This is a genomic window from Paenibacillus sp. sgz302148 (assembly GCF_056120465.1).
The window spans coordinates 102028-121176 of the sequence record NZ_JBVYOJ010000013.1; the positions used below are offsets into that span (position 1 = coordinate 102028).

The window sequence follows — 19149 nt, forward strand, 5'->3', positions numbered from 1 at the left end:
AAAACCTCCGTTTGAAAGTAGGGTTAGAAGCATGCAGCTCAAATAAACCTTGGCAGGTTCGTTGAAATGCAGATTACCTTAACTTTGCAAACAGGAGGTGAATAAACATACGTAAGCCTCGTTTCAGGGTAGATGAAAGACAATACAACTGTAACGGAATAAGGATCGAGCGTCAATTGCCGAGACTTTGTTATATTTGTTTTTTCCGATGTTATTCGTTAGCCTGCGCTCTTCACCGCGTATGGAGACGGGAATATGTGATCTCCGGACTCTTGCTTGGCATACAATTCTTTATAATAGCCGCCTAACTCCAGCAAGCTATGATGGCTGCCGCTTTCGACGATCCTTCCTTCTTTCATCACGAAGATCGTATCGGCATCAAGCACCGTGGAGAGCCGGTGCGCCACCATAACAATCGTTTTGTCCCGCTTGATTTGATCGATGGACTGCTGCACAAGCTTTTCGCTTTCGTTATCCAGCGCGCTGGTCGCTTCATCGAGCAGAATAATGTCCGGATCCTTCAAGAACACGCGCGCCAGCGCGATCCGCTGCTTCTGGCCACCCGACAGCTTGATGCCTCTCTCGCCGATTTCCGTATCGTAGCCCTTCGATAACGAGCTGATGAACTCATGGGCAAAAGCTTGCTTCGCCGCCGCTTCGATTTCTTCATCCGTCGCGTCAAGCTTCGCCATCCGGATGTTGTCCTTTACCGACGAGCTGTACAAAAAGCTGTCCTGCGTCACGATGCCCATTTGCTCTCTGAGGCTTGCCAGCGAATAGTTCCGGATGTTCACGCCGTCGACGAGCACTTTGCCCCGGCCTGCATCGTACATCCGCGTCAACAGCTGCAGCACCGTGCTTTTGCCGCCGCCGCTGCCTCCGACGAACGCGTACGTTTTGCCTTTTTCGATGCGGAAGGAAAGATCCTTGAGCACTTCATCGCGCCCCTCGTAAGCGAACGACACGCGACGAAACTGGATGGAATCCGCAAATTTCGTTAGCTGCACCGGTCTTTCGATTTCCCGGATGGATGACGGCGTGGCGAGAAAATCGAACACCCTCTGCAGCGCGACGCTGCCTTCGGTGATCGTCGGGAACGCTTGAACCAGCGCGCTAATCGGACTTCTCATCCGGTCCACATAAGCGAAAAAGGCGATCAGACTTCCTAAGGTCAGGCTTCCGTCGATGACGAAGACACTTCCGACGGCGACGACGATAAAAGGGGTCGCATCGCTCAGGACGTTCACGCAAGCCAAGGAAATCGCGTTGATGACGGCTTGCTTATCCGTTAGTTTCTCGTAGCGCTCGAGGTGACGGTCCAGCTCCTGTTGGTCCTTTTTTTCCGAGGAGAACAGCTTGGATAAGAAGCTGCCTTGGATTTTTTCGAAAATAAAACCGGTTAACACGGTTCGGTAGCTCATCATTTGGCGCGTCGTTTTTTTCAGCTTCTTGGAAAGCAGGTGGGCGAGCGCAAATTGAATGCCGGTGAGCAATACGGCGAGCAGCGTCAATTTCAGGTTCAAAGTCAGCATCACGACGACGACAAAGAAGAGTACGATCGTTTCAATCCAGACGTTGGAGAAAACGGCCGTCATGAAGCCTCTTATTTTTTCGATATCGTCGAAAAATCTTGTGCCGATCTCTCCGCTCTTGTTATTCGCGAAATATTGGGCGTCCAGCGCGTATACTTTGTTGAACGCGTCTTTGCGCAGCGCTTTGATGATGTTGTTATTGCCCTTGTTCATGAAATATTGCCTGACGTATTCCATCGGCCCGCGAACGAGGAATAATACGGCAAGCATCGCTCCGACGATGAACAGCAGCTGCTCAAGCTTGTCGGCCCGGGACAATGCCTCGTTCTGCAGCAGGCCGTCGAACAAATATTTGATCACAAGCGGGATCGACAGCGGTATTAGAAACCGGAACAAGCTCCCGGCGAATCCTAATAAATACTGCTTACTCTCCTTCTTCGCATAAGGCAAAAAGCTTCGAAATACGCTCAAATGAAAGACCCCTTTCTCGCTCGCCGTATCGGCCTGAAATCATCTTATCGTGAAAGGAGAATCCGCAGCGCGCAAACGATAGACACCGCAACGCAAAAAATTGCGGCCTCCGCGCAAAGTTTGATTAGACGCAGAAAGCCCCGCAGCCGGTAACCGATCAGACCTTGTCAACGTCCTTTCGATATTGGGCCAAGGGGCCTCAAACATTGCTATGGAACATTTACAACATAAGAAACCGTAAAGACGCGGTTGTTTCTTTGGAATTGTCCCCATATTTTATAGATGCCGCTCTTCGGGAACGACGTCTCGAAAACCGCATCCGGTCCCGTGCCTTGACCTTCGTCCGCATGCACGTGCACATACTGCTCTCCGTCCTCCGTCAAGACGACGACGTGCCCGATGGCTCCTAAATAAGGCTGCAGGTCGGTGATCGGTTGCCCCGTTTTTTCATCGCGGATGGAAAACGTCAGCGTCAGCTCTTTGTTCGCCGCCAGCGGATCGATAGCAAGCTTAACCCGAATCCCGTCCACAGTTTTGTCCAAACTCGCGTCCGGGACGACCGGGATCGGCTTGGCGCTTTCTCCATCGATCCGAACCCACTCCATCTTCGTCATGGCATCGCCGCCGGCCGGCTTGAAATCGGCGATCAGCCGGTATTCGCCGCCCGCGGGGAAGTCGTTCTCGATTTCGAATACGCCATTGCCTTTATACTCGGGATGGATATGGTTGAAGTAAGACAAATCCTTGCTAATGACCATCAAATGCAGCAGCTTCTCGTGATTCGTGTCGAATTTGTCGATCCGCCCGCCATCCTTTTTCTTGATCTCAACGCGAATGAGCTGTTTGCCGGCCGTTCCGCCCGATCCGGATGCCGGGTCGCCCTCTACCTTCCAGAGTGCCCCAACATCGTCGGATAAAATCCTTTGGCTGACGGGTGTCACTTGTTCGTTCTCCCATGACTTCTCGGTTCCGCAAGCGGACAGCATCAGCATCAGCATCAACATCAGCATCATCGCCATGACAATCCAAATCGTTTTTTTATTCATATCGAAGCGCCTCGCTTAACCGGGTTTTGGCCGCTCTCGAAGCTGGCGTGAAGCTTGCGATCAAGCTGATCGCGATGCCGAACAAGCCGATGGCTGCAATGATGATCCACGATACGCCGAACTGGTAGGCGAGCGAGTTAATCTCAAGAAACGTCGAGGTGAGATAGATCAACGCTATGCCGAACAGACAGCCGATTACGGTAGCCGCAATCCCGATGCCGAAGCCCTCCAGATTGACCATGCCGATCACTTGCCTGCGCGACACCCCGACCGCACGCATCATCCCAAGCTCGCGAATCCGCTCCATAATGTTGATCAACAGCGTATTCGTAATTCCGATGGCCGAAATAATAATCGATAAAATGATCAGACCGTTGACGACGCTGAACGACCCGGTATACATGGAGCCCACCATCGAAACGATGTCTTCGGGGCCGAACATCGTCTCGGTCCTTTCCCCGAATCGGCCGAAAATATTTTCACGGAGCTGCAGCGGGGAAGTCGCCTGGTCTTTGACGATCAACACGTTCTTGTCGTATTTCAGACCGAAGTTTTCCCTGAACGCTTCTTCCTTCATGAAAGCGCCGTAACCTCCGTTTTTCATCGTGCTGACAAGGGCAACGACCTTAAACGTTCTGTTGCCCTTGAGCGTCGCAAGCTCAATGCTTTCCCCAAGCTTGCCTCCCCAGGACTCGTAAGCGGCTTTGTCCAGGACGATTTCATCTTGACCCAGACGACGAATCAATTCACTGCGTGATTCGTCCGAAACGAACAGCGGGAATCGGTCGACCCACTCCCCTACCCCGAACACCGGAAGCTTGCGCTGCTGGCCGTTCAAAGACCAAACCGCGGAATAGAGCCCGTACGGCTTGGCGTCGGCGACGCCTTGAATTTGTTTCAATTGTTCCACATCCGTTTTCTCCGTGTGGTGGAAGTGGATATCCAAATTTCCTCCGTAGGAGGAATAAACGACTTTTTCGTAAGACTGAACAAAGGACGAGTTGATCGAGCTCATCATCACGACCATCGCGATGCCCCAGCAAAGAATGACCGAGGTCATCGACGTTCGGGCCAGATTTCGTCTCAAATTGCTTGCGGCGATTTGGCCGCTGAATCCGAACAACACTCGATATACCGGCCGCAACAGGAATATAAACCATGTAAACAGGGTCGGATAAACAAGCGCGATCCCTAGCAGTAACGGTACGATCAGGAGCAAATGCTTGATGAAGAAGCTCGAGACGATCAGCAGCACACCGAGGATCACAAGCCACCACTTGCGGGAAGACGTCTCGGTGCGGTTCTCCTTGAGCACCTCGATTACGCTGGTCTTGCCGACCTGGCGAATCGGGACCAGTGCCGCCACGAACGGAACGAGCAAACCGGCCAATACGGCAACTGCCAAACCTTGAACGAGCACCATGCTGCTGCTTTCTTCGTAGATGCTGAACACCTTATAGATTAGGTTGGTCAGAAGGTTCGCGAAGCCGTAACCAAATAATAAACCGATGATGGTTCCCGCGATCGACAACAGGAATACCTCGCGCAGGACAACAGCCCGCAGCTGCTCAGGCAAATACCCGATCGTCTTGAGCACGGCAAATTCCTGCTTCCGTTCTTTGACGCTGACGTACAGTGTATTGAAAATGATAAAGCCGCTAAGGACGATGCCCAGAAATCCGGCCAAATAAAGCGCCATAAAAAACGTCCCCGATTGGCTGACGGAGCCGAAATCGACCAAAACCGGCTGCATGTACATGTTGCCGTAATGTTTGATCAGCTCGTCCGCCTGCCGCTCCATTTCACCCCGGCTGGAATCATGCAGTGCTTTGATGTGCACGGTCTGAATTTTGCCGTCCAGTCCGAACCAGTCCTGCAAAACGGAGAGCGGTACGGCAACAGCCCAATGATGGTACTTCGCCATCATCCAGCCGGAAGGGCCCATTAGCTCAACCGTATATTTTATGATGGCCGACACTTGGATCGATTTCGTTCCCTGCGACGTATCGAATGAAATCGTATCGCCCACTTTGGTGTTCCATGCCTTGGCCGTTCGGTCCGTAATTACGGCCCCGCTCCCCGTCAAGCTGCCTTCGACCACTTTGAAGTTGGTCAGCGGCGTATCCATCTTGCTGTACCCGCTCAGCTCCACTCTTTTCTGGATGCCGGAAATCCCTTCTTGCTCCAGATGCAGCTTCGTATTTTGCTTTAACACGGCGATCGCGGCCGTATCGTTCAGTTTTTCGGCATCCTGGAGTATGGCTTCCGGCATATAAGCCTCCGTACCGGAAATAAGGTAATCGGCTTTGCCGAACGCCGCTTGCAAATACAGCGGAAATGTCCGCTTCGCCGTATCGACGGAAGCGGTCACCGCGAAGGTGGACGCCACGCCGATGACGATCGACAGCAAGGTGAGCAGCGTTCGAAGCTTGCGACGCATCAAGTTGCGCCATGCGATTTGCCAAATATTCAACGTCCTGCCCCTCCTTCGCGAACGACTTCGCCGTCGCGGATCATAATGATTCGGTCCGCCGTTTCCGCGGCCTGGCGGTCATGGGTGACCATCACGACCGTAATGCCGTCTTCCTTGTTCAACCGTGACAACAGCTTAAGCACGCCTTCTCCGTTCGTTTGGTCCAGGTTTCCCGTCGGCTCATCGGCCAAAATCAGCCCCGGCTTCATCGCCAGCGCCCTTGCGATCGCTACGCGCTGCTGCATGCCTCCGCTTAGCTGCGAAGGGAAATGCGACTCTTTTCCCTCCAGATTGACATCACGCAGCAGCTGCTTGACCCTTGCCTCGATCTCCGACGACGGAGCCTTATTGGCCGACAAAGATAGGCCGACGTTCTCCGCCACGGTCATCATCGGCAGCAGCTGATAATTTTGAAACACGAAGCCGATTCTCGTTCGGCGGAACAATGTCAGCTGCTTCTCATTGAGGTCGTTCAACCGCACGCCGTCGACAACGACATCGCCCGAGGTCGGCAGATCCAGGCCGCCGATCAATTGCAGCAGCGTGCTTTTGCCGGAGCCGCTCGGTCCCATGATGGCGATGAACTCCCCTTTTTTAATATGGATATCGTTTTCCTTCAAGGCGGTGTAATTGCCCGCTTCCAAAGCGAACACTTTGGATACTTTGCTCAGCTTGATCATGAAACATATCTTCCTCTCTATGGTTAGTGAAAATTTGTCGATCGGTATGAAGCTATTCTAAGGTGAAAACGATCCGGCCAACGCGCAAACGATGAACCTATGCCCGCAAAAATTTGCGGCCACCGCGCAATGCCGCGGTGGCCGGATTTTCTTTTCACGTGTTCATTTGTTTACTTGCCTGCATTCGACTTTTCCAATTGCCCTGAATCCCGGAGCCGCATATTCATAAACACCAGGGCCAATGCAACGACCGTGAGGATTACCCCAAGCAGTCGAAATCCAGCGAAGCTGAACGCACCTCCCATGATGATGCCGGTCAACAACGAAGATAAAATGGTGCCTAGATATCTCGATGTATTGAATAGTCCGGATGCTACACCGGTAATTTCTTTTGGAGTACTTCGAAACAAAGCCGCTTGCATGCCGACCGCGTTCAGCCCGTTGCTAATCCCGAATGCGGCTAACGCCAAGCTCACGCTGATCACCGGTGAAGTTTCGGTCAATGTCACGATCCACACGGAACCTAGTGTCATCAGTACTGCGGATACAAGCAATGCGGGCCTGGGTCCGGATTTATCGATCCATCGTCCTGCAATGGGAGAAGCAACAAGCGAGCTTAAGCCTAAGGTTAGCATTAGAATCCCTGTATGGAACTCGCTGACATGGCGAACCATTTGCAAGTAAGACGGAAGCCCGAAAAAGAGAGCGTAAAAAAGCAAGTTAACCAGCATGAATTGGACATTGACCCAAGTCATGGCGGGATATTGGGCGAAAGTGCGCAGAGGAATAAAGGGCGACGTCGTTTTTAACTCGTGCCGTACGAAAGCCCACAGCGCCACGAGGCCGATCAACCCAACCATGATATTCCATAACGAGACATGCCCGGATGACTTTGCTGACAATAAGCTAACGAGCAGGGCGACCAGACCCACCGTGAAGAGCAGGATCCCAGACGCGTCAATCAAACCCAACCATTTACGAAAGGACATGTGGCGTGTAACGGATGCTGTCGGTTCGTCCTTAGGAATCATCCTCCAAGCTAATAGAAAGCTCGCCGCCACGAACGGAATGTTGACGATAAAGATCGCCGTCCAGTCCCACCACTGAATCAAGACCCCGCCGGCAAATGGGCCGATTGCCGCTGCCCCGGATAGGAAAATCGACAAAACGGACAGCGCAGTCGCTTGTTTCTCCGTAATATGAATTCGTACAATCGCCATTCCAACCGCAACCATCATGCTTGTACCGATCGATTGCACGATGCGGGATACGATAAGCCACCCAAAATTCGGCGATAATGGAGCTAGTAAAGAAGAAACGAAGGATACAACCAGACCGGCAAGAAATATTTTCCTGCGGCCGAATAAATCGCTGGCCTTGCCCATGACGGGTTGAGCGATTGCGCTCGCAATGTAGAAAGAAAAAATAATCCAGGAAACAACGGTAAAATCAAGGCGGTACACATGTTGCAGCCTTGCAATGGCAACAGCAATCATCGAAGAATTTAACGGGTTTAATAATATCCCTAGTCCAACGGATATCATCAACCACCTGCTACGAGCATTCATCTGGGGCCCCCCTAGCGTAGTATAATGATATCTTACTCGAGACCTCCTATTTACTCCAACGCATTTTATGTTATGATTTCATTGATTTGAAGGAATGAATGGGGGTTGCGACATGGAGCTTCTTCAACTGCAATATTTTCTCGCGGTAGCTCGATTGGAGCATATGACCGAAGCCGCACGAAGTCTGCACGTGACTCAATCTTCGCTAAGCAAAACGATCGGGCGCCTAGAAGAGGATTTAGGGGCCCCTCTATTCGATCGAACAGGGCGGAAGCTGCGATTGAATGAGTTCGGAAACAGATTCCTTCGCCGTGCGGAAAGGGCTTTGTTTGAATTGGAACAGGGGAAGCAGGAGATTCGCGATTGGTCCAGCCCGGAACACGGCACACTCGAATTGGCGGTGACCACGGCAAGTACGTTACCTAATATCCTTCGAGAGTTTCGGAAAAAGCGGCCTTATGTCCAATTTCATGTGCAAATGCTAAGTATGCAGGAAATGGTTACGCTCCTTCATCGAGGAGAGGTCGATTTGTGTTTATCTTCGCCTCCTGTCCAAGAGGATGACATTGAATGTCAAATCGTATTCATTGACCCTATCCTCGTAGCGGTTCCCAAGGGGCATCGGCTGGCGAACCGAAGCAGCGTATCCTTGACAGAACTAAGGGATGAATGGTTTGTCGGTGTAAAAAAAGGCTACGGTACTCGCGATTTCGTAGACTCCAAATGCCAATCGGCTGGATTTGTACCCAAGTATGTGTATGAGGGAGATGAACCTGCAAGACTAAGCGCTCTAGTGGAAGCCGAAATTGGCCTGGCCTTCATACCAAGCACGGCAAGGAATTCGCGGGAACATATCCATTATCTCCAAATAGAGAATCACGAATGGGTACGTGAGATCGCCTTATTATGGCACAAGAGCCGGTACATTTCGCGGGCCGCTCTGGAATTCCGCGAGGTCGTTGTGGAATATTTTGAGGCGATATCCAAACGAGCGGATTAATCATGCTTTGTTAGGGGGATTTTTATGCTGATGGCAATATTCGTTTTCGTGCTGGCTGGTCTCGCAGAAATAGGCGGGGGGTACTTGGTTTGGTTATGGTTACGAGAATCAAGACCTCTTTGGTATGGGGCGCTTGGCAGCCTGATCCTTATTTTGTACGGCATCATTCCAACTCTTCAAAGCTTCCCATCCTTCGGGCGAGTCTATGCTGCTTACGGCGGCGTTTTTGTGGTGCTGGCGGTATTGTGGGGATGGCTTGTTGATAAAAAAACGCCCGATCTGTACGACTGGTTAGGAGCCGCCGTTTGTATCGTCGGTGTCTCTATCATATTATGGGCGCCTAGAGGAGGATCATAATTTCTCCTTTATTTTCTACTGTCCTGCCCTTTACTTCAACGAATTGGAGCAGGTCGCCGCGGCGCCTGGAGTAAGGCTACCCTACAGTAACAAGAAATATATCGTTAAAGGACAAGAACTTATAGTTGTGCTATTTTATCAGAGCAAAGGCTGCCGGATCGATCTGCCGGCAGCCTTTGCTAGTTGTTTATTGAGCTCTCGTTGCTCGTTATTAAATAAATTTGTTTGTCTGTTTTTATTCAGTGTCTTCGTCGCTTTTGTACTCCAAAATATCACCCGGCTGACAATCCAAAGTCTTACATATCGCTCCTAATGTTGAAAAACGAACCGCTTTTGCTTTCCCATTTTTCAGAATGGAAAGATTCGCCATAGTAATTCCAACCCTCTCCGAAAGTTCTGTTACGCTCATTTTCCTTTTTGCCAACATCACATCAACATTGATGATAATCGCCATGATATTCACCTCAGATCGTTAAATCATTTTCTGATTTTATATGAATTGCTTCTTGTAAAAGTCTTTGGAGAACAGCAGCGAAAACGGCGATCACCATAGAGGCGAAAATAATGACCAATCCGATTGGCATGAAACTTGGAGGGTCAACTTTCCTCGCCATGAGATAGTAGAGTGGCATACCTAGCAGGTACAAGGTACTGATTGTGATGGCACAGTATTTTATATTCTTTAAAGCCTTTACGGATAATTCCGAGAACGCTTGGTTCTTATCAATATAGCTTAAAAGTTTAAAAGCTTGATACAGAGCAAAGTAAAAAGGTATTGCTGCCGCGTACATATCGATCAAAACGAGAGATCTCATATAAGCAATATCCGGATACGATTCTCCAGCAAAATTCCCGATCTTAGGCACCAAAAATATGCACAATGCAAGAACTGGGATTCCAATAAGAATATCAGCTATCTTCAAAAAGAGTGTTGTTCCCCGTTTCATAAAGAGCACCTCGCTAATTTAATTATATAATGACTCTAACACACAATTTATTGTTTAACAATAAATTTGTATCGTTTTTTATTATATTGTTAATGGTGCCCTTTGCTTCAACGAAATGGAGCAAGTCGCCGCGGTGCCTGCTCCATTTCACTATCGTTCTTCGTTGGTTGAATCATTAATTTGTACTATTGAGATCATAAAAAAATCCTTCTTGTATTTCACATAACTACAAGTTATTATATTTTCAGTAACAGCTGTTTCAAAAAATTTGAAAAGAGGTGGACAAAATGAAAATGCCAATTAAACATTTAACTGATAAAATCATTTTGTCCGCATTGACTTTTTAACGTTACTCATACGTTAACTTTGTCTTTTCGCGCCGCTGATTTTATCAGCGGCGTTTTATTTTGTCCACCCCAAGAGGGAGAAAATATTGAAAAGACTTTTATGGTATCTCAACCAAATCACGGACAACAACACAACTACATTTCGTTATACGGTTGTTGCGGACGGTAGTCCTGTGCAAAAAGAAATTTACGATGGTGAGTGCGCAGTAACATACCTCAAGCCCTGCGGCGAAGTGCTTAACTCTGACCGCTTGGAAATACGGCGCGAGCCTGTCTATTGGCGCAATGGTATTTCATATACTTTTGAGCGCACAAACCGTATGGCTCTTGACCGTCCTACAGTCACAATAGCGATTCCCGTAGAGCGCCTCGGCATTACGGATTTTACTCCCGCCGCCGCTGATTTTTGCCTACGCAGAATCGCGTCTTATTTTGAAAAAGTAAATACCGAATACGCAAACAAAGCCCGTCCGGACAGCGATAACGGAAAATTTTATATCTACTCGCCCGGCGGAGAGGTTCTTGCTCGCAATGCGGCATATTTTGCTTTGCGCCCGGCGAAGGATTATGAGAACGGGCGAGGTGCGGGGATTATTGTGACAAAATTTATCGACCCGCTGCCGGATAAGATGTGCATCTGTGTTCGGATTGAAATACAACTTCCACACGGTAAACTCAAGAGAATGCGGAAAATGCTTGTGGGTCATTTGCCCGATGAAACGGAGCGGTTCGTCCGCGAATTTGATAGCGAAGGGTTGCGTTCAGCACTCGCGCTCGAAGCAAAGCAAAACTCGATTCGTAAATTTTTGCGTGAGGAAAATTATTGTGCGTTCATCGCCAATGGAAGCATACTGGCAAGAGAGAAAGGTACTGCATTGCCAATGAAGGAAGCGCTGCCGTTCCAGAGTACAACCGAGGACGAAATCGAAATTGCTGGTGTGCGTGGTATGGGGATTCGGCATGGTGTAACGGTTATTACCGGTGGCGGATATTCCGGCAAATCCACTATACTTAATGCCGTTTCGGCTGGAATATACAACCACGTTGCGGGCGATGGGCGTGAGTTGTGCATAACCGATAACAGCGCCGTTACGATAACAGCGGAAGATGGACGCGCTGTTTCAAACTTGAATATCTCGCCGTTCATAAAGTGGCTTCCCAGCGGCAACACCAAAGTTTTTTCAACAGCTCACGCTTCCGGCTCTACATCACAAGCCGCAAATATAATGGAGGCTGTAGATTGTGGCTCAACGCTTCTTCTTATTGATGAGGATAGAAGTGCGACTAATTTTATGATTCGTGACGCGCTAATGAAAGAGCTTATTGAAAAAGAGCCGATTACACCGTTTACCGACCGTGTACGCGAACTATCGGTGAGCGGCGTGTCAACAATATTGGTAATCGGCGGAAGCGGCGAATATCTTTCTGTTGCGGATAAAATCTACATGATGGATGACTTCGTAATTCATGATGCGACTTTGCGAGCAAAAAGTATCTCGCCAGAAATATCAAAGCCGCCGAGCAGCGCAGACTGGACAACTCGGAGAGCTTTAACGAGCCGTTTCACGTCATATCCTGAAGGAAGCGGCTCCGAAAGGCTTGAGGTATCCGATACAGGCTTCATCGTTATTGGTGATGAACGTATTGACGTTCGCGCACTGCACGATATCGCAACAGCGGCGCAAGTGGATGCTCTTGCTTTTATGCTTCGGTTCTTGGCACGCGGAGCTGATGATGGCAACGAACTTGAAACTCTTGCGCTTGCAATGCGTGGTCTTACTCGCAAAATGACCTCGCGTGAGATTGATGTTGCCGAGTGCGTGGGTAAGTTATACGCACAAATCGAACAAGAGGGTATCAATATAGTCGATTCGGGCTTTTTTACAACAATGAACCGTTTCCTGGACTTACCTCGTGAATTTGAGTTGCGCGCTGCCATAAATCGTATGCGCCGCGTAACTTGGTCAGCTACACAGAAAATCAAATAAGCGGTAAAACGTAATGCGCTTTGTGGACAACATTTATCACAGAGCGCATTGTTCAATATTCAAGCCAAAGTAAAAATCCGAACCCGTTAGAATTCCTGTAAAATGAATAATTCGCTCTTTGCACAAAAACGAGCGCCTCGGTACGATGGGGTTGCACACGAGGTCATTGCCTCAAAAAGCCCATCCAGGAGGTCGCTCTACTATGAAGTTTAAAGCTCAAGACAAACAAAATCAACTCATTGAAAACATTTCCTCATCCCATCTTGTTGTCGGGGTGGATACTGCCCAGGAGAGTCACGTCGCCCGTGCGGTTAGCTTTCGGGGAATTGCTCTGGGATCGCCGCTGGAATTTGGCAACCACGACGAGGGATTTCAGCTGTTCGGCCGCTGGATTCGAGATCTGCTCAAGTCCTTCAAGCTAAGCAAAGTCATCGTCGGTAAAGTGGCTCGAATGCTCGTCAGTCTAGCAAAGAGCAACGAAGCATACAGTTCAGCTAAAGTGTTTCCGCAAGCGGCTTAAGAGCGTTATTTCACCAGTTGATGCATTCGCAGGATGACAAGAAGCGCGGAGTATCGGAAGACGTTACGCAAAAGGGCTCGGACCCGTTCCGTTAGAAAAACCGACCTCCACCCCTTAGTTAGATGTGACGAAGGAATGATAGGGCTTGACCCGTTGAGACATGGGAGTGAAAATCGCTGGGGGCGACATGGAGACGTGCAGAATATGGAACAAATTAGGCGATGTGCTTCTCGCCTTTGTTCCTGCATGCCCTTTTGAGTTACACCAAGCAACCGTCTCCTCTGCTTCCTTCTTATCTGACACCTAGCTAAAGGCGAAATCCTGCGAATTCATGAGTCTGAGTGAGAAAACTAAATCATATCGAGGGAGCTTAACGAAGTATTGAAGATACGCCTTACGCTGTAAGACCTCATCGATCTTGGTACACCTTTGATTTCCAAGGACTGATTATAAATAAGCTGTCTCAGTCGGTATTCAAAATAGCTATCAACAACGTGATGATCGCAGTGTCCGAGCGCTTCGCCGATTACTCTTCCAGCCTTAATAAAGTCACGATTCGACCCGTCGGCATGTAGCTTCTCTATAGTCTTCAGCAAATAGGAATCGAAACAATTCTCATCGACGTTTTGGATCCTTTCTCCATCCCAAATACGCAACACGTTATGATGATTAGCAAGCGATAACCATTCATGCTCCATTAACTTTTTAGTTTCGAAATCTATTGATTCGTTGTCCTCGATTTCTCCGAAAACATTCTGAAGTTTTTCCGGAGGGATTTCGCCCGCGAATATATATTTGATATGTTGATCGGAAGTATTAAACCTTCTTTCGCAAGCTTCCACGGCATTAAAAACAAATATTTCATTTTGTTTTTTCCTTAGCAAATAAAGTGCATACCGCAACCCTATCTGTTCGTGGGCATTATTTCCGCTCCATATCACAATGGATGCTTCAGCAGGAATATGGTCTATTTGATCCATTATTCTTTGATGGTAGGTATCGTAATCATCATCATCGTCGCCATTGTTGATGTGGTCTCTGAACCATTCGACTCTATGGGCTCTTCCATCTTCCTCATGAAGCCGCCATAGAGGTCCCATAGAAAATTGATCTCGAAAACTTACCATCTTGTTTGTGTTTTCAATTCCCAGTTGCCTTATGACATATTTCAAACTCCCGGTTAAAATATCACCAAAAACAATATGCACTTTCGTGGCAGCATTATTCGGTTCCCATATCGAGATCCGATTATTAGGAACTAGCAGCTTCTCGTATAAGTCCTTCAAGTTTTTATTTAGATCTATTTTTGCATTACTGTCCCTTTCAACCATATCCAGTTGTAACTTGATGTTCGTAATAAGCTGTTTCGCTTCTTGCAGTGAAAGTCTATGGATTGCCTTCCTTATTTCTAAGTGCTTTTCCAAAAGCTGTGACCTGCCTCTCGTTTAATACTATAGGACAAACTCAGCGTATACTTCACCAGAAGGGTGGGTATTCCCTGTTTCAACAAAACCTAGTGATGAATATAGATTTTTCGCAATTAAGTTTTCTGGTTTATATGTAAGTTCAACGACCCTCGCTTCTCCATAAGGAGATGCCCTAGAAAATTCTATAGCTTTTATCATGGCTTCTTTGCCATACCCTTTGCCCTGATATCGCCCATCAATCATGATTTTAAAAACTCCATAACCGCTGTAATCGAAATTGCCATTTCCATCGTCATAATACATCATTATAAAGCCGACCATCTTCTCGTCTTTATAAATCGCAAATGTAATAATGACCTGACCTTCTTTTGAGGCAATATAAGCTTCTGCGAGTGCATGTTGGTTGGAGGAAATAAAGCGTTTCTGTTCCTCTGTAACTTGCAGCTCAATACATTCAATAAAGTTGTCCCACGTTATTTCTCTAAATTCCACTAACCAATCCCCCCACAAAATCTTTTCTAATTTCCAATATTAATTCTATAGATATTGGAAGTATCCTACTCGTCACTTCAACACGAATTGGAGCAGGTCGCCGCGGCGCCTGCTCCAATCATAAATAATTTTTACTATTGTTTCCCGTTAGCGTAGAATGGGCTATTTTGTTTCGATGACTGGCAGGACATTTACACGGTGTTTTAAATAGAATGTAATCGCAGCAAGGTCGATGTTAATAAACTGCACCGGATCGTTATGTATTCGTTCCGCCAATTCGTCTATGGTAATCCAGCGGGGGTTTTGCGTACTGTCACCTTCTTTGAGCAAATCACCTTCTGCCCTGCAAATAAAATAATAACCGACTGAATCGATACCTCCTTTAATGGTCTGGTACGCGGCAAATGGCCGAATACATTCGACAGCATAATCCGGATTGATCCCTACCGTATCAATACGTGTATCTTCTCCTTCAATCCAAGTAACATCGAGACCGGTTTCTTCCTTCACCTCGCGGCGCAACGCGACTGTTAAGGATTCGAACTGCTCCACCCCACCTCCCGGCAACTCCAGTTGCTTCGGTTGATTCGGCTTGTTTCGAGTTTGCACTATAATTTCGGTTTTCCCATCACGTTCACGCTCTACAATTGCACGGGCATTGACAAAAAACAATTGCACTCTCTCCTTTTTGAAATAATGGTAATTATCTATTTGAAATTCGTTATTCCCTACAATTTTCCTGCACTTCCATTGAGCATTACTGCCCGGTAGTTGAGAAAACTGCAACCGTTGGCCGGCTGCCGCTGTATCGTAATTTAGCTAAAGTATCTCCGTTAGTGCATTCACTCCCTAATCTTGTTCTTCAAATTCCATGATTAACTCCTGTGACCTTTTCATTGGTTCTGTTTTGTCTCTCGCTGGTCTTGTTATCATTTATCCGTTTGATGAAGGATGGCGTCATGAAAATTTATTTTAAAAAATGATGTGGCTTTTTACCTCCCTTCGGTGTCTAATGAATTGTAAGTTCAGGAGGAGGTACTACTGGTGTCACGAGCTCAAGACAAAACGAAAATCCCTGTTCTTCCGGAGGAGCAGGAACACATCCAGCATTTCGAAGACATTTATAATCAATATCAGGAGAGAATTCGAAAATATATCGCAGTAAAAACAAATTCAGCAGTTGCTGATGACTTAACGCAACAAGCTTTTTTAAAAGCAATGGAAAACTTCCACTTGTTTAAGCATAACTCCAGTATATTTACTTGGCTATTCAAAATCGCGCAGAATATCGTGAAAAACGAGTATCGTACAAGATCACGAAATAAAGAAATAGTGCACGAAGTTATTGATTTTCAGTCCCAATCGATTTCCCTCGATATCGTTAAAGATGTTGATATCCGTCTTGATATTAGTGCTGCATTAGCCCAATTGAATGAGTTAGATCAGCAAATCATATCATTGCGGTTTTTCGTCGACTGCACTCTATTGGACATATCCAAAATCATCGGGATGCCTGAAAGCGCGGTTAAGAACAGACTCTACCGCGCATTAAACAAACTAAAATTAGCATTAAAAGAATGGGGTGACATTACAATCATGTCTATCAAAGAATTGATATCGATTGTGGATAAGAACGAGGCTTCCACCAAGAATGATGGTATGAATAAGGTATACCATGACTTATTCGAGGAATTGAAATCCAATGTAGAGCGAATTCTAACAACCTATCGTCATCGACCATCTCAGAAAATCACTATCGAAATCTATCCAGATCTGTCCACTTTTCACCAAGCAATAGGCGAACCGGATGCGCCTAACTGGTTCATGGGTACCTACGAACACAACAAAATAAGAATCGTATCCCCACTGAACCCAGGCCCTGAACATACGTACCAATCGGTACTACGACACACGATAAGTTTGTTTACGATGTGGTTAGTGAAGGATATTAATCCGTTGGCACCGAAATGGCTTACTCATGGGCTTGGCGGACATGAAGCCAAACAAATGTCGCAAGAATATATCAAGTATAGCACCTCCGAAGCGATTCGAAATGAGGCTGTCCCTAGCTTTCAAGCATTAACTAATGATACGTGGGAATTCGAGAGGATGGGGGGATTTGGATTCTCGTATTTGATCGTTGAATTTCTCCTCCATTCTTACAGTTCAGATGAGCTCAACAAATTCATACGCGATGCCACTGATTTTCATGGCGCATTTCAGGTATCGGAAGCTGAGCTGCACGCGATGTGGGTGCAATATTTAAAATCTAGGCTATGTTAAACTTTAATAATGATATTTGACCATAACAAAACCACCTTCTAAAAGGTGGTTTTGTTATGGTCTCCCTTAGCTCAACAGTATACTATACATTGTTCTATCTAGTACCGCCTTATAGCTCCTATCATTAAACTATCTTGCCCGTTACTTTAACGAACTGGTTGCCGCGGCGCTTGCGCGAATACCGGAAAGCGGTGTAAAACAAGCGGTTTCTACTTTCTACATACATGACAGCTTGCATGAAACAGTTTTTTGGCCCGTACCCGATTCAGGCGAAATACCGTTTGCGTTCAGCGGCGGCGGGTTTTATAAAATTCGGGATGAAAAACAGCGGATACGCGAACAGGAACAAATTCGGAATCCACCAGGCCGGATCAAATTCCAAACGGATGGCCCAATAGGTGATGGCCTGCAGTCCCGAGCAAACAGTCAACACAAGCGAAGTTAATGCAAGGTTTTGCCAGATGGGCCGACCTTTTTTCCGCAAATAAAGGCTTGAAAGACCGGTCGCCGAAATAAACAGGTCCAGCGGGAAAAACGACCAGTTCCAGGCCACCAGCAGCGGATCGTTGTAGTTCTCGAACAAATATTCGGCCGGAATCAGGTGAAGCACCGTAATCGTCCAATAGACGATAAATCCGATATCCACGCCGAGAAAAAGCCATTTTAACGTCTTCGATTCCATGATGGTTCTCCTCTTCACTTAATTGTTGCGTTCTTGCGTCTCGACAGGTTTGCCTTCGCCATGCATGCCCCCGCCCAGGTTCAAGCCGACGACGCCGGCGATGATGAGGAGAATGGATACTAGCTTCAGCGTCGACACGGAATCTTTGAAAAACAATATGCCGATCGCCGCAATGAGCACCGTCCCGATGCCCGACCATGCCGCATAAGCGCTGCCGACGTCCATCCGATGAAGCGCAAGCGTAAGGAAGCTGAAGCACACGATGTAACACACCGCCACCGCTACGACAAATAACGGCTTTGTAAATCCCTCGGACAGCTTCATCGCCGTTGTCCCGAGCACTTCAAAAACGATAGCCGCAATCAAATAAAGCGACGCCATACAATCCCCCCTCCGCAATGCGAATGAAACGGTTAACTAAACCCGTCAAGCTTCAGGCCGTCCTTCGGCTGCGAGGCCGTTGACGAACACGTCGACCATAATAGAAAAAGACTCTGCCAGCGTCACATTGTTGTCCGCCAAATACTTTGGCTCGAATAAAGAATGGGTCGCCCCCTTGAACATTTGCAGCAATGCCGGGACGCTCGTTCGCCGCAAATGGCCCGAAGCCATGCCTTCCTCCAGAAGCCTCGCGACATAGTCCCATTCCTGCTGCATGAAAACGTCGATTTTGTTCCACTCCTTCGGATGAAACCGGCGGAGATCGGAAAACAGACGGGTAAACACAAACTTAAAGTCGCCCGGCAGCAGCGAAAGAATAGCCACGAGCTTCTCAATCACGTTCAGCTTGGGATCGTTGTAGATTTGTTCCTCTTGCCGCTGGATGTCCAGCAGCGCTTCATCGATGATAAAGCCGATCAGTTCGTCCTTCGAAGCAAAATGTTCATATAATGTACGTTTGCTTACGCCGAGATGGCTTGCCAGATCGTTCATCGTAAATCGGATGCCCTTGTCGTGAATGAGCTCGATCGTTGCTTGAATAATTCGCGGTTTCAAAAAACTGGCCACCTTTTCCAGAAAAATTATGAAACCATTATGGTTTCATTGGTACCAAAGACAACACTATAATATCGCCTCTGCTACGCCAAGTCAATCAAGAATGATACATATTCGGGAATGCCACGTAATGTGCGAGCCATGGTATAGAACGGATTTTTTAGTTTTACGGTGCTTAAATCCGCTCATACCCTTTCCAACGGCTCCACAAATCGACCCCTTTTCGCAATCTCCATTATTTGTACAGGTCATGCATGTCATTCTTCGCGAAGGGGGGTCATTTTGCAAAGGTGGAAATTTTGTAGGATCAATGTTAGTGGAAAGACGTTCCCCCGCATTG

At 47.6% G+C, this 19149-nt stretch carries 17 protein-coding genes and 1 pseudogene; 5 read left to right on the forward strand and 13 right to left on the reverse strand.

Going from position 1 to position 19149, the window contains the following annotated elements; genetic code table 11:
• Positions 1 to 218: 218 nt before the first annotated feature.
• The 5 genes from AC0LWM_RS19880 to AC0LWM_RS19900 all read right to left on the reverse strand — a co-directional run bounded on the left by AC0LWM_RS19880 (position 219) and on the right by AC0LWM_RS19900 (position 7770).
• A complete protein-coding gene (locus AC0LWM_RS19880) occupies positions 219 to 2003 on the reverse strand; it encodes an ABC transporter ATP-binding protein (RefSeq protein WP_474676736.1) in 1785 nt (594 codons plus the stop codon).
• 209 nt (positions 2004 to 2212) lie between these two features.
• The gene (locus AC0LWM_RS19885; RefSeq protein ID WP_474676737.1) at positions 2213 to 3049 is read right to left on the reverse strand and encodes a hypothetical protein; all 837 of its coding nucleotides are present in this window, start codon (positions 3047 to 3049) and stop codon (positions 2213 to 2215) included.
• Entirely contained in the window at positions 3042 to 5522 is a 2481-nt protein-coding gene (locus AC0LWM_RS19890) for an FtsX-like permease family protein (protein WP_474676738.1), read from the reverse strand. Before AC0LWM_RS19890 ends, AC0LWM_RS19885 begins: the two co-directional genes overlap by 8 nt.
• The gene (locus AC0LWM_RS19895) at positions 5519 to 6202 is read right to left on the reverse strand and encodes an ABC transporter ATP-binding protein (RefSeq protein WP_474676739.1); all 684 of its coding nucleotides are present in this window, start codon (positions 6200 to 6202) and stop codon (positions 5519 to 5521) included. Before AC0LWM_RS19895 ends, AC0LWM_RS19890 begins: the two co-directional genes overlap by 4 nt.
• Before the next feature lie 170 nt (positions 6203 to 6372).
• A complete protein-coding gene (locus tag AC0LWM_RS19900; RefSeq protein ID WP_474676740.1) occupies positions 6373 to 7770 on the reverse strand; it encodes an MFS transporter in 1398 nt (465 codons plus the stop codon).
• Positions 7771 to 7882: 112 nt separating this feature from the next.
• Here AC0LWM_RS19900 and AC0LWM_RS19905 point away from each other — a divergent pair, with 112 nt between their 5' ends.
• Together AC0LWM_RS19905 and AC0LWM_RS19910 are read left to right on the forward strand one after the other, a co-directional pair.
• The gene (locus AC0LWM_RS19905) at positions 7883 to 8770 is read left to right on the forward strand and encodes a LysR family transcriptional regulator (protein WP_474676741.1); all 888 of its coding nucleotides are present in this window, start codon (positions 7883 to 7885) and stop codon (positions 8768 to 8770) included.
• 24 nt (positions 8771 to 8794) lie between these two features.
• Entirely contained in the window at positions 8795 to 9127 is a 333-nt protein-coding gene (locus AC0LWM_RS19910) for a YnfA family protein (protein ID WP_474676742.1), read from the forward strand.
• A gap of 235 nt (positions 9128 to 9362) precedes the next feature.
• On the opposite strand, the gene AC0LWM_RS19915 is transcribed toward AC0LWM_RS19910, so the two are convergent.
• Both AC0LWM_RS19915 and AC0LWM_RS19920 read right to left on the reverse strand, forming a co-directional pair.
• The gene (locus AC0LWM_RS19915) at positions 9363 to 9581 is read right to left on the reverse strand and encodes a helix-turn-helix domain-containing protein (RefSeq protein WP_474676743.1); all 219 of its coding nucleotides are present in this window, start codon (positions 9579 to 9581) and stop codon (positions 9363 to 9365) included.
• 10 nt (positions 9582 to 9591) lie between these two features.
• A complete protein-coding gene (locus tag AC0LWM_RS19920) occupies positions 9592 to 10074 on the reverse strand; it encodes a DUF2975 domain-containing protein (protein ID WP_474676744.1) in 483 nt (160 codons plus the stop codon).
• A 433-nt stretch (positions 10075 to 10507) separates the two neighbouring features.
• Between AC0LWM_RS19920 and AC0LWM_RS19925 the strand changes: the two genes are divergently transcribed.
• Both AC0LWM_RS19925 and AC0LWM_RS19930 read left to right on the forward strand, forming a co-directional pair.
• Positions 10508 to 12409, forward strand: coding sequence for a P-loop domain-containing protein (locus AC0LWM_RS19925; RefSeq protein WP_474676745.1), 1902 nt, complete (start codon positions 10508 to 10510; stop codon positions 12407 to 12409).
• A 202-nt stretch (positions 12410 to 12611) separates the two neighbouring features.
• A pseudogene (locus AC0LWM_RS19930) lies at positions 12612 to 12848 on the forward strand (IS110 family RNA-guided transposase); the annotation flags it as partial.
• Positions 12849 to 13279: 431 nt separating this feature from the next.
• Here the strand turns inward: AC0LWM_RS19930 and AC0LWM_RS19935 are convergent.
• The 3 genes from AC0LWM_RS19935 to AC0LWM_RS19945 all read right to left on the reverse strand — a co-directional run bounded on the left by AC0LWM_RS19935 (position 13280) and on the right by AC0LWM_RS19945 (position 15520).
• The gene (locus AC0LWM_RS19935; protein ID WP_474676746.1) at positions 13280 to 14353 is read right to left on the reverse strand and encodes a DUF1835 domain-containing protein; all 1074 of its coding nucleotides are present in this window, start codon (positions 14351 to 14353) and stop codon (positions 13280 to 13282) included.
• 27 nt (positions 14354 to 14380) lie between these two features.
• Complete coding sequence (locus AC0LWM_RS19940; protein ID WP_474676747.1) at positions 14381 to 14848, reverse strand: GNAT family N-acetyltransferase; 468 nt, start codon at positions 14846 to 14848, stop codon at positions 14381 to 14383.
• A gap of 162 nt (positions 14849 to 15010) precedes the next feature.
• Entirely contained in the window at positions 15011 to 15520 is a 510-nt protein-coding gene (locus AC0LWM_RS19945; RefSeq protein WP_474676748.1) for an NUDIX hydrolase, read from the reverse strand.
• Between the two features lie 372 nt (positions 15521 to 15892).
• On the opposite strand from AC0LWM_RS19945, the gene AC0LWM_RS19950 reads away from it, so the two are divergent.
• Positions 15893 to 17131, forward strand: coding sequence for an RNA polymerase sigma factor (locus tag AC0LWM_RS19950; protein WP_474676749.1), 1239 nt, complete (start codon positions 15893 to 15895; stop codon positions 17129 to 17131).
• A gap of 265 nt (positions 17132 to 17396) precedes the next feature.
• On the opposite strand, the gene AC0LWM_RS19955 is transcribed toward AC0LWM_RS19950, so the two are convergent.
• From AC0LWM_RS19955 to AC0LWM_RS19965, 3 genes are read right to left on the reverse strand one after another with little or no spacing between them, the layout of a single operon-like run.
• The gene (locus AC0LWM_RS19955) at positions 17397 to 17813 is read right to left on the reverse strand and encodes a DUF5360 family protein (RefSeq protein ID WP_474676750.1); all 417 of its coding nucleotides are present in this window, start codon (positions 17811 to 17813) and stop codon (positions 17397 to 17399) included.
• A gap of 18 nt (positions 17814 to 17831) precedes the next feature.
• Positions 17832 to 18194 (reverse strand): DMT family transporter, encoded by a 363-nt coding sequence (locus tag AC0LWM_RS19960; protein ID WP_474676751.1) that lies wholly within the window; start codon positions 18192 to 18194, stop codon positions 17832 to 17834.
• Between the two features lie 45 nt (positions 18195 to 18239).
• A complete protein-coding gene (locus AC0LWM_RS19965) occupies positions 18240 to 18809 on the reverse strand; it encodes a TetR/AcrR family transcriptional regulator (RefSeq protein ID WP_474676752.1) in 570 nt (189 codons plus the stop codon).
• Between the last annotated feature and the right edge of the window lie 340 nt (positions 18810 to 19149).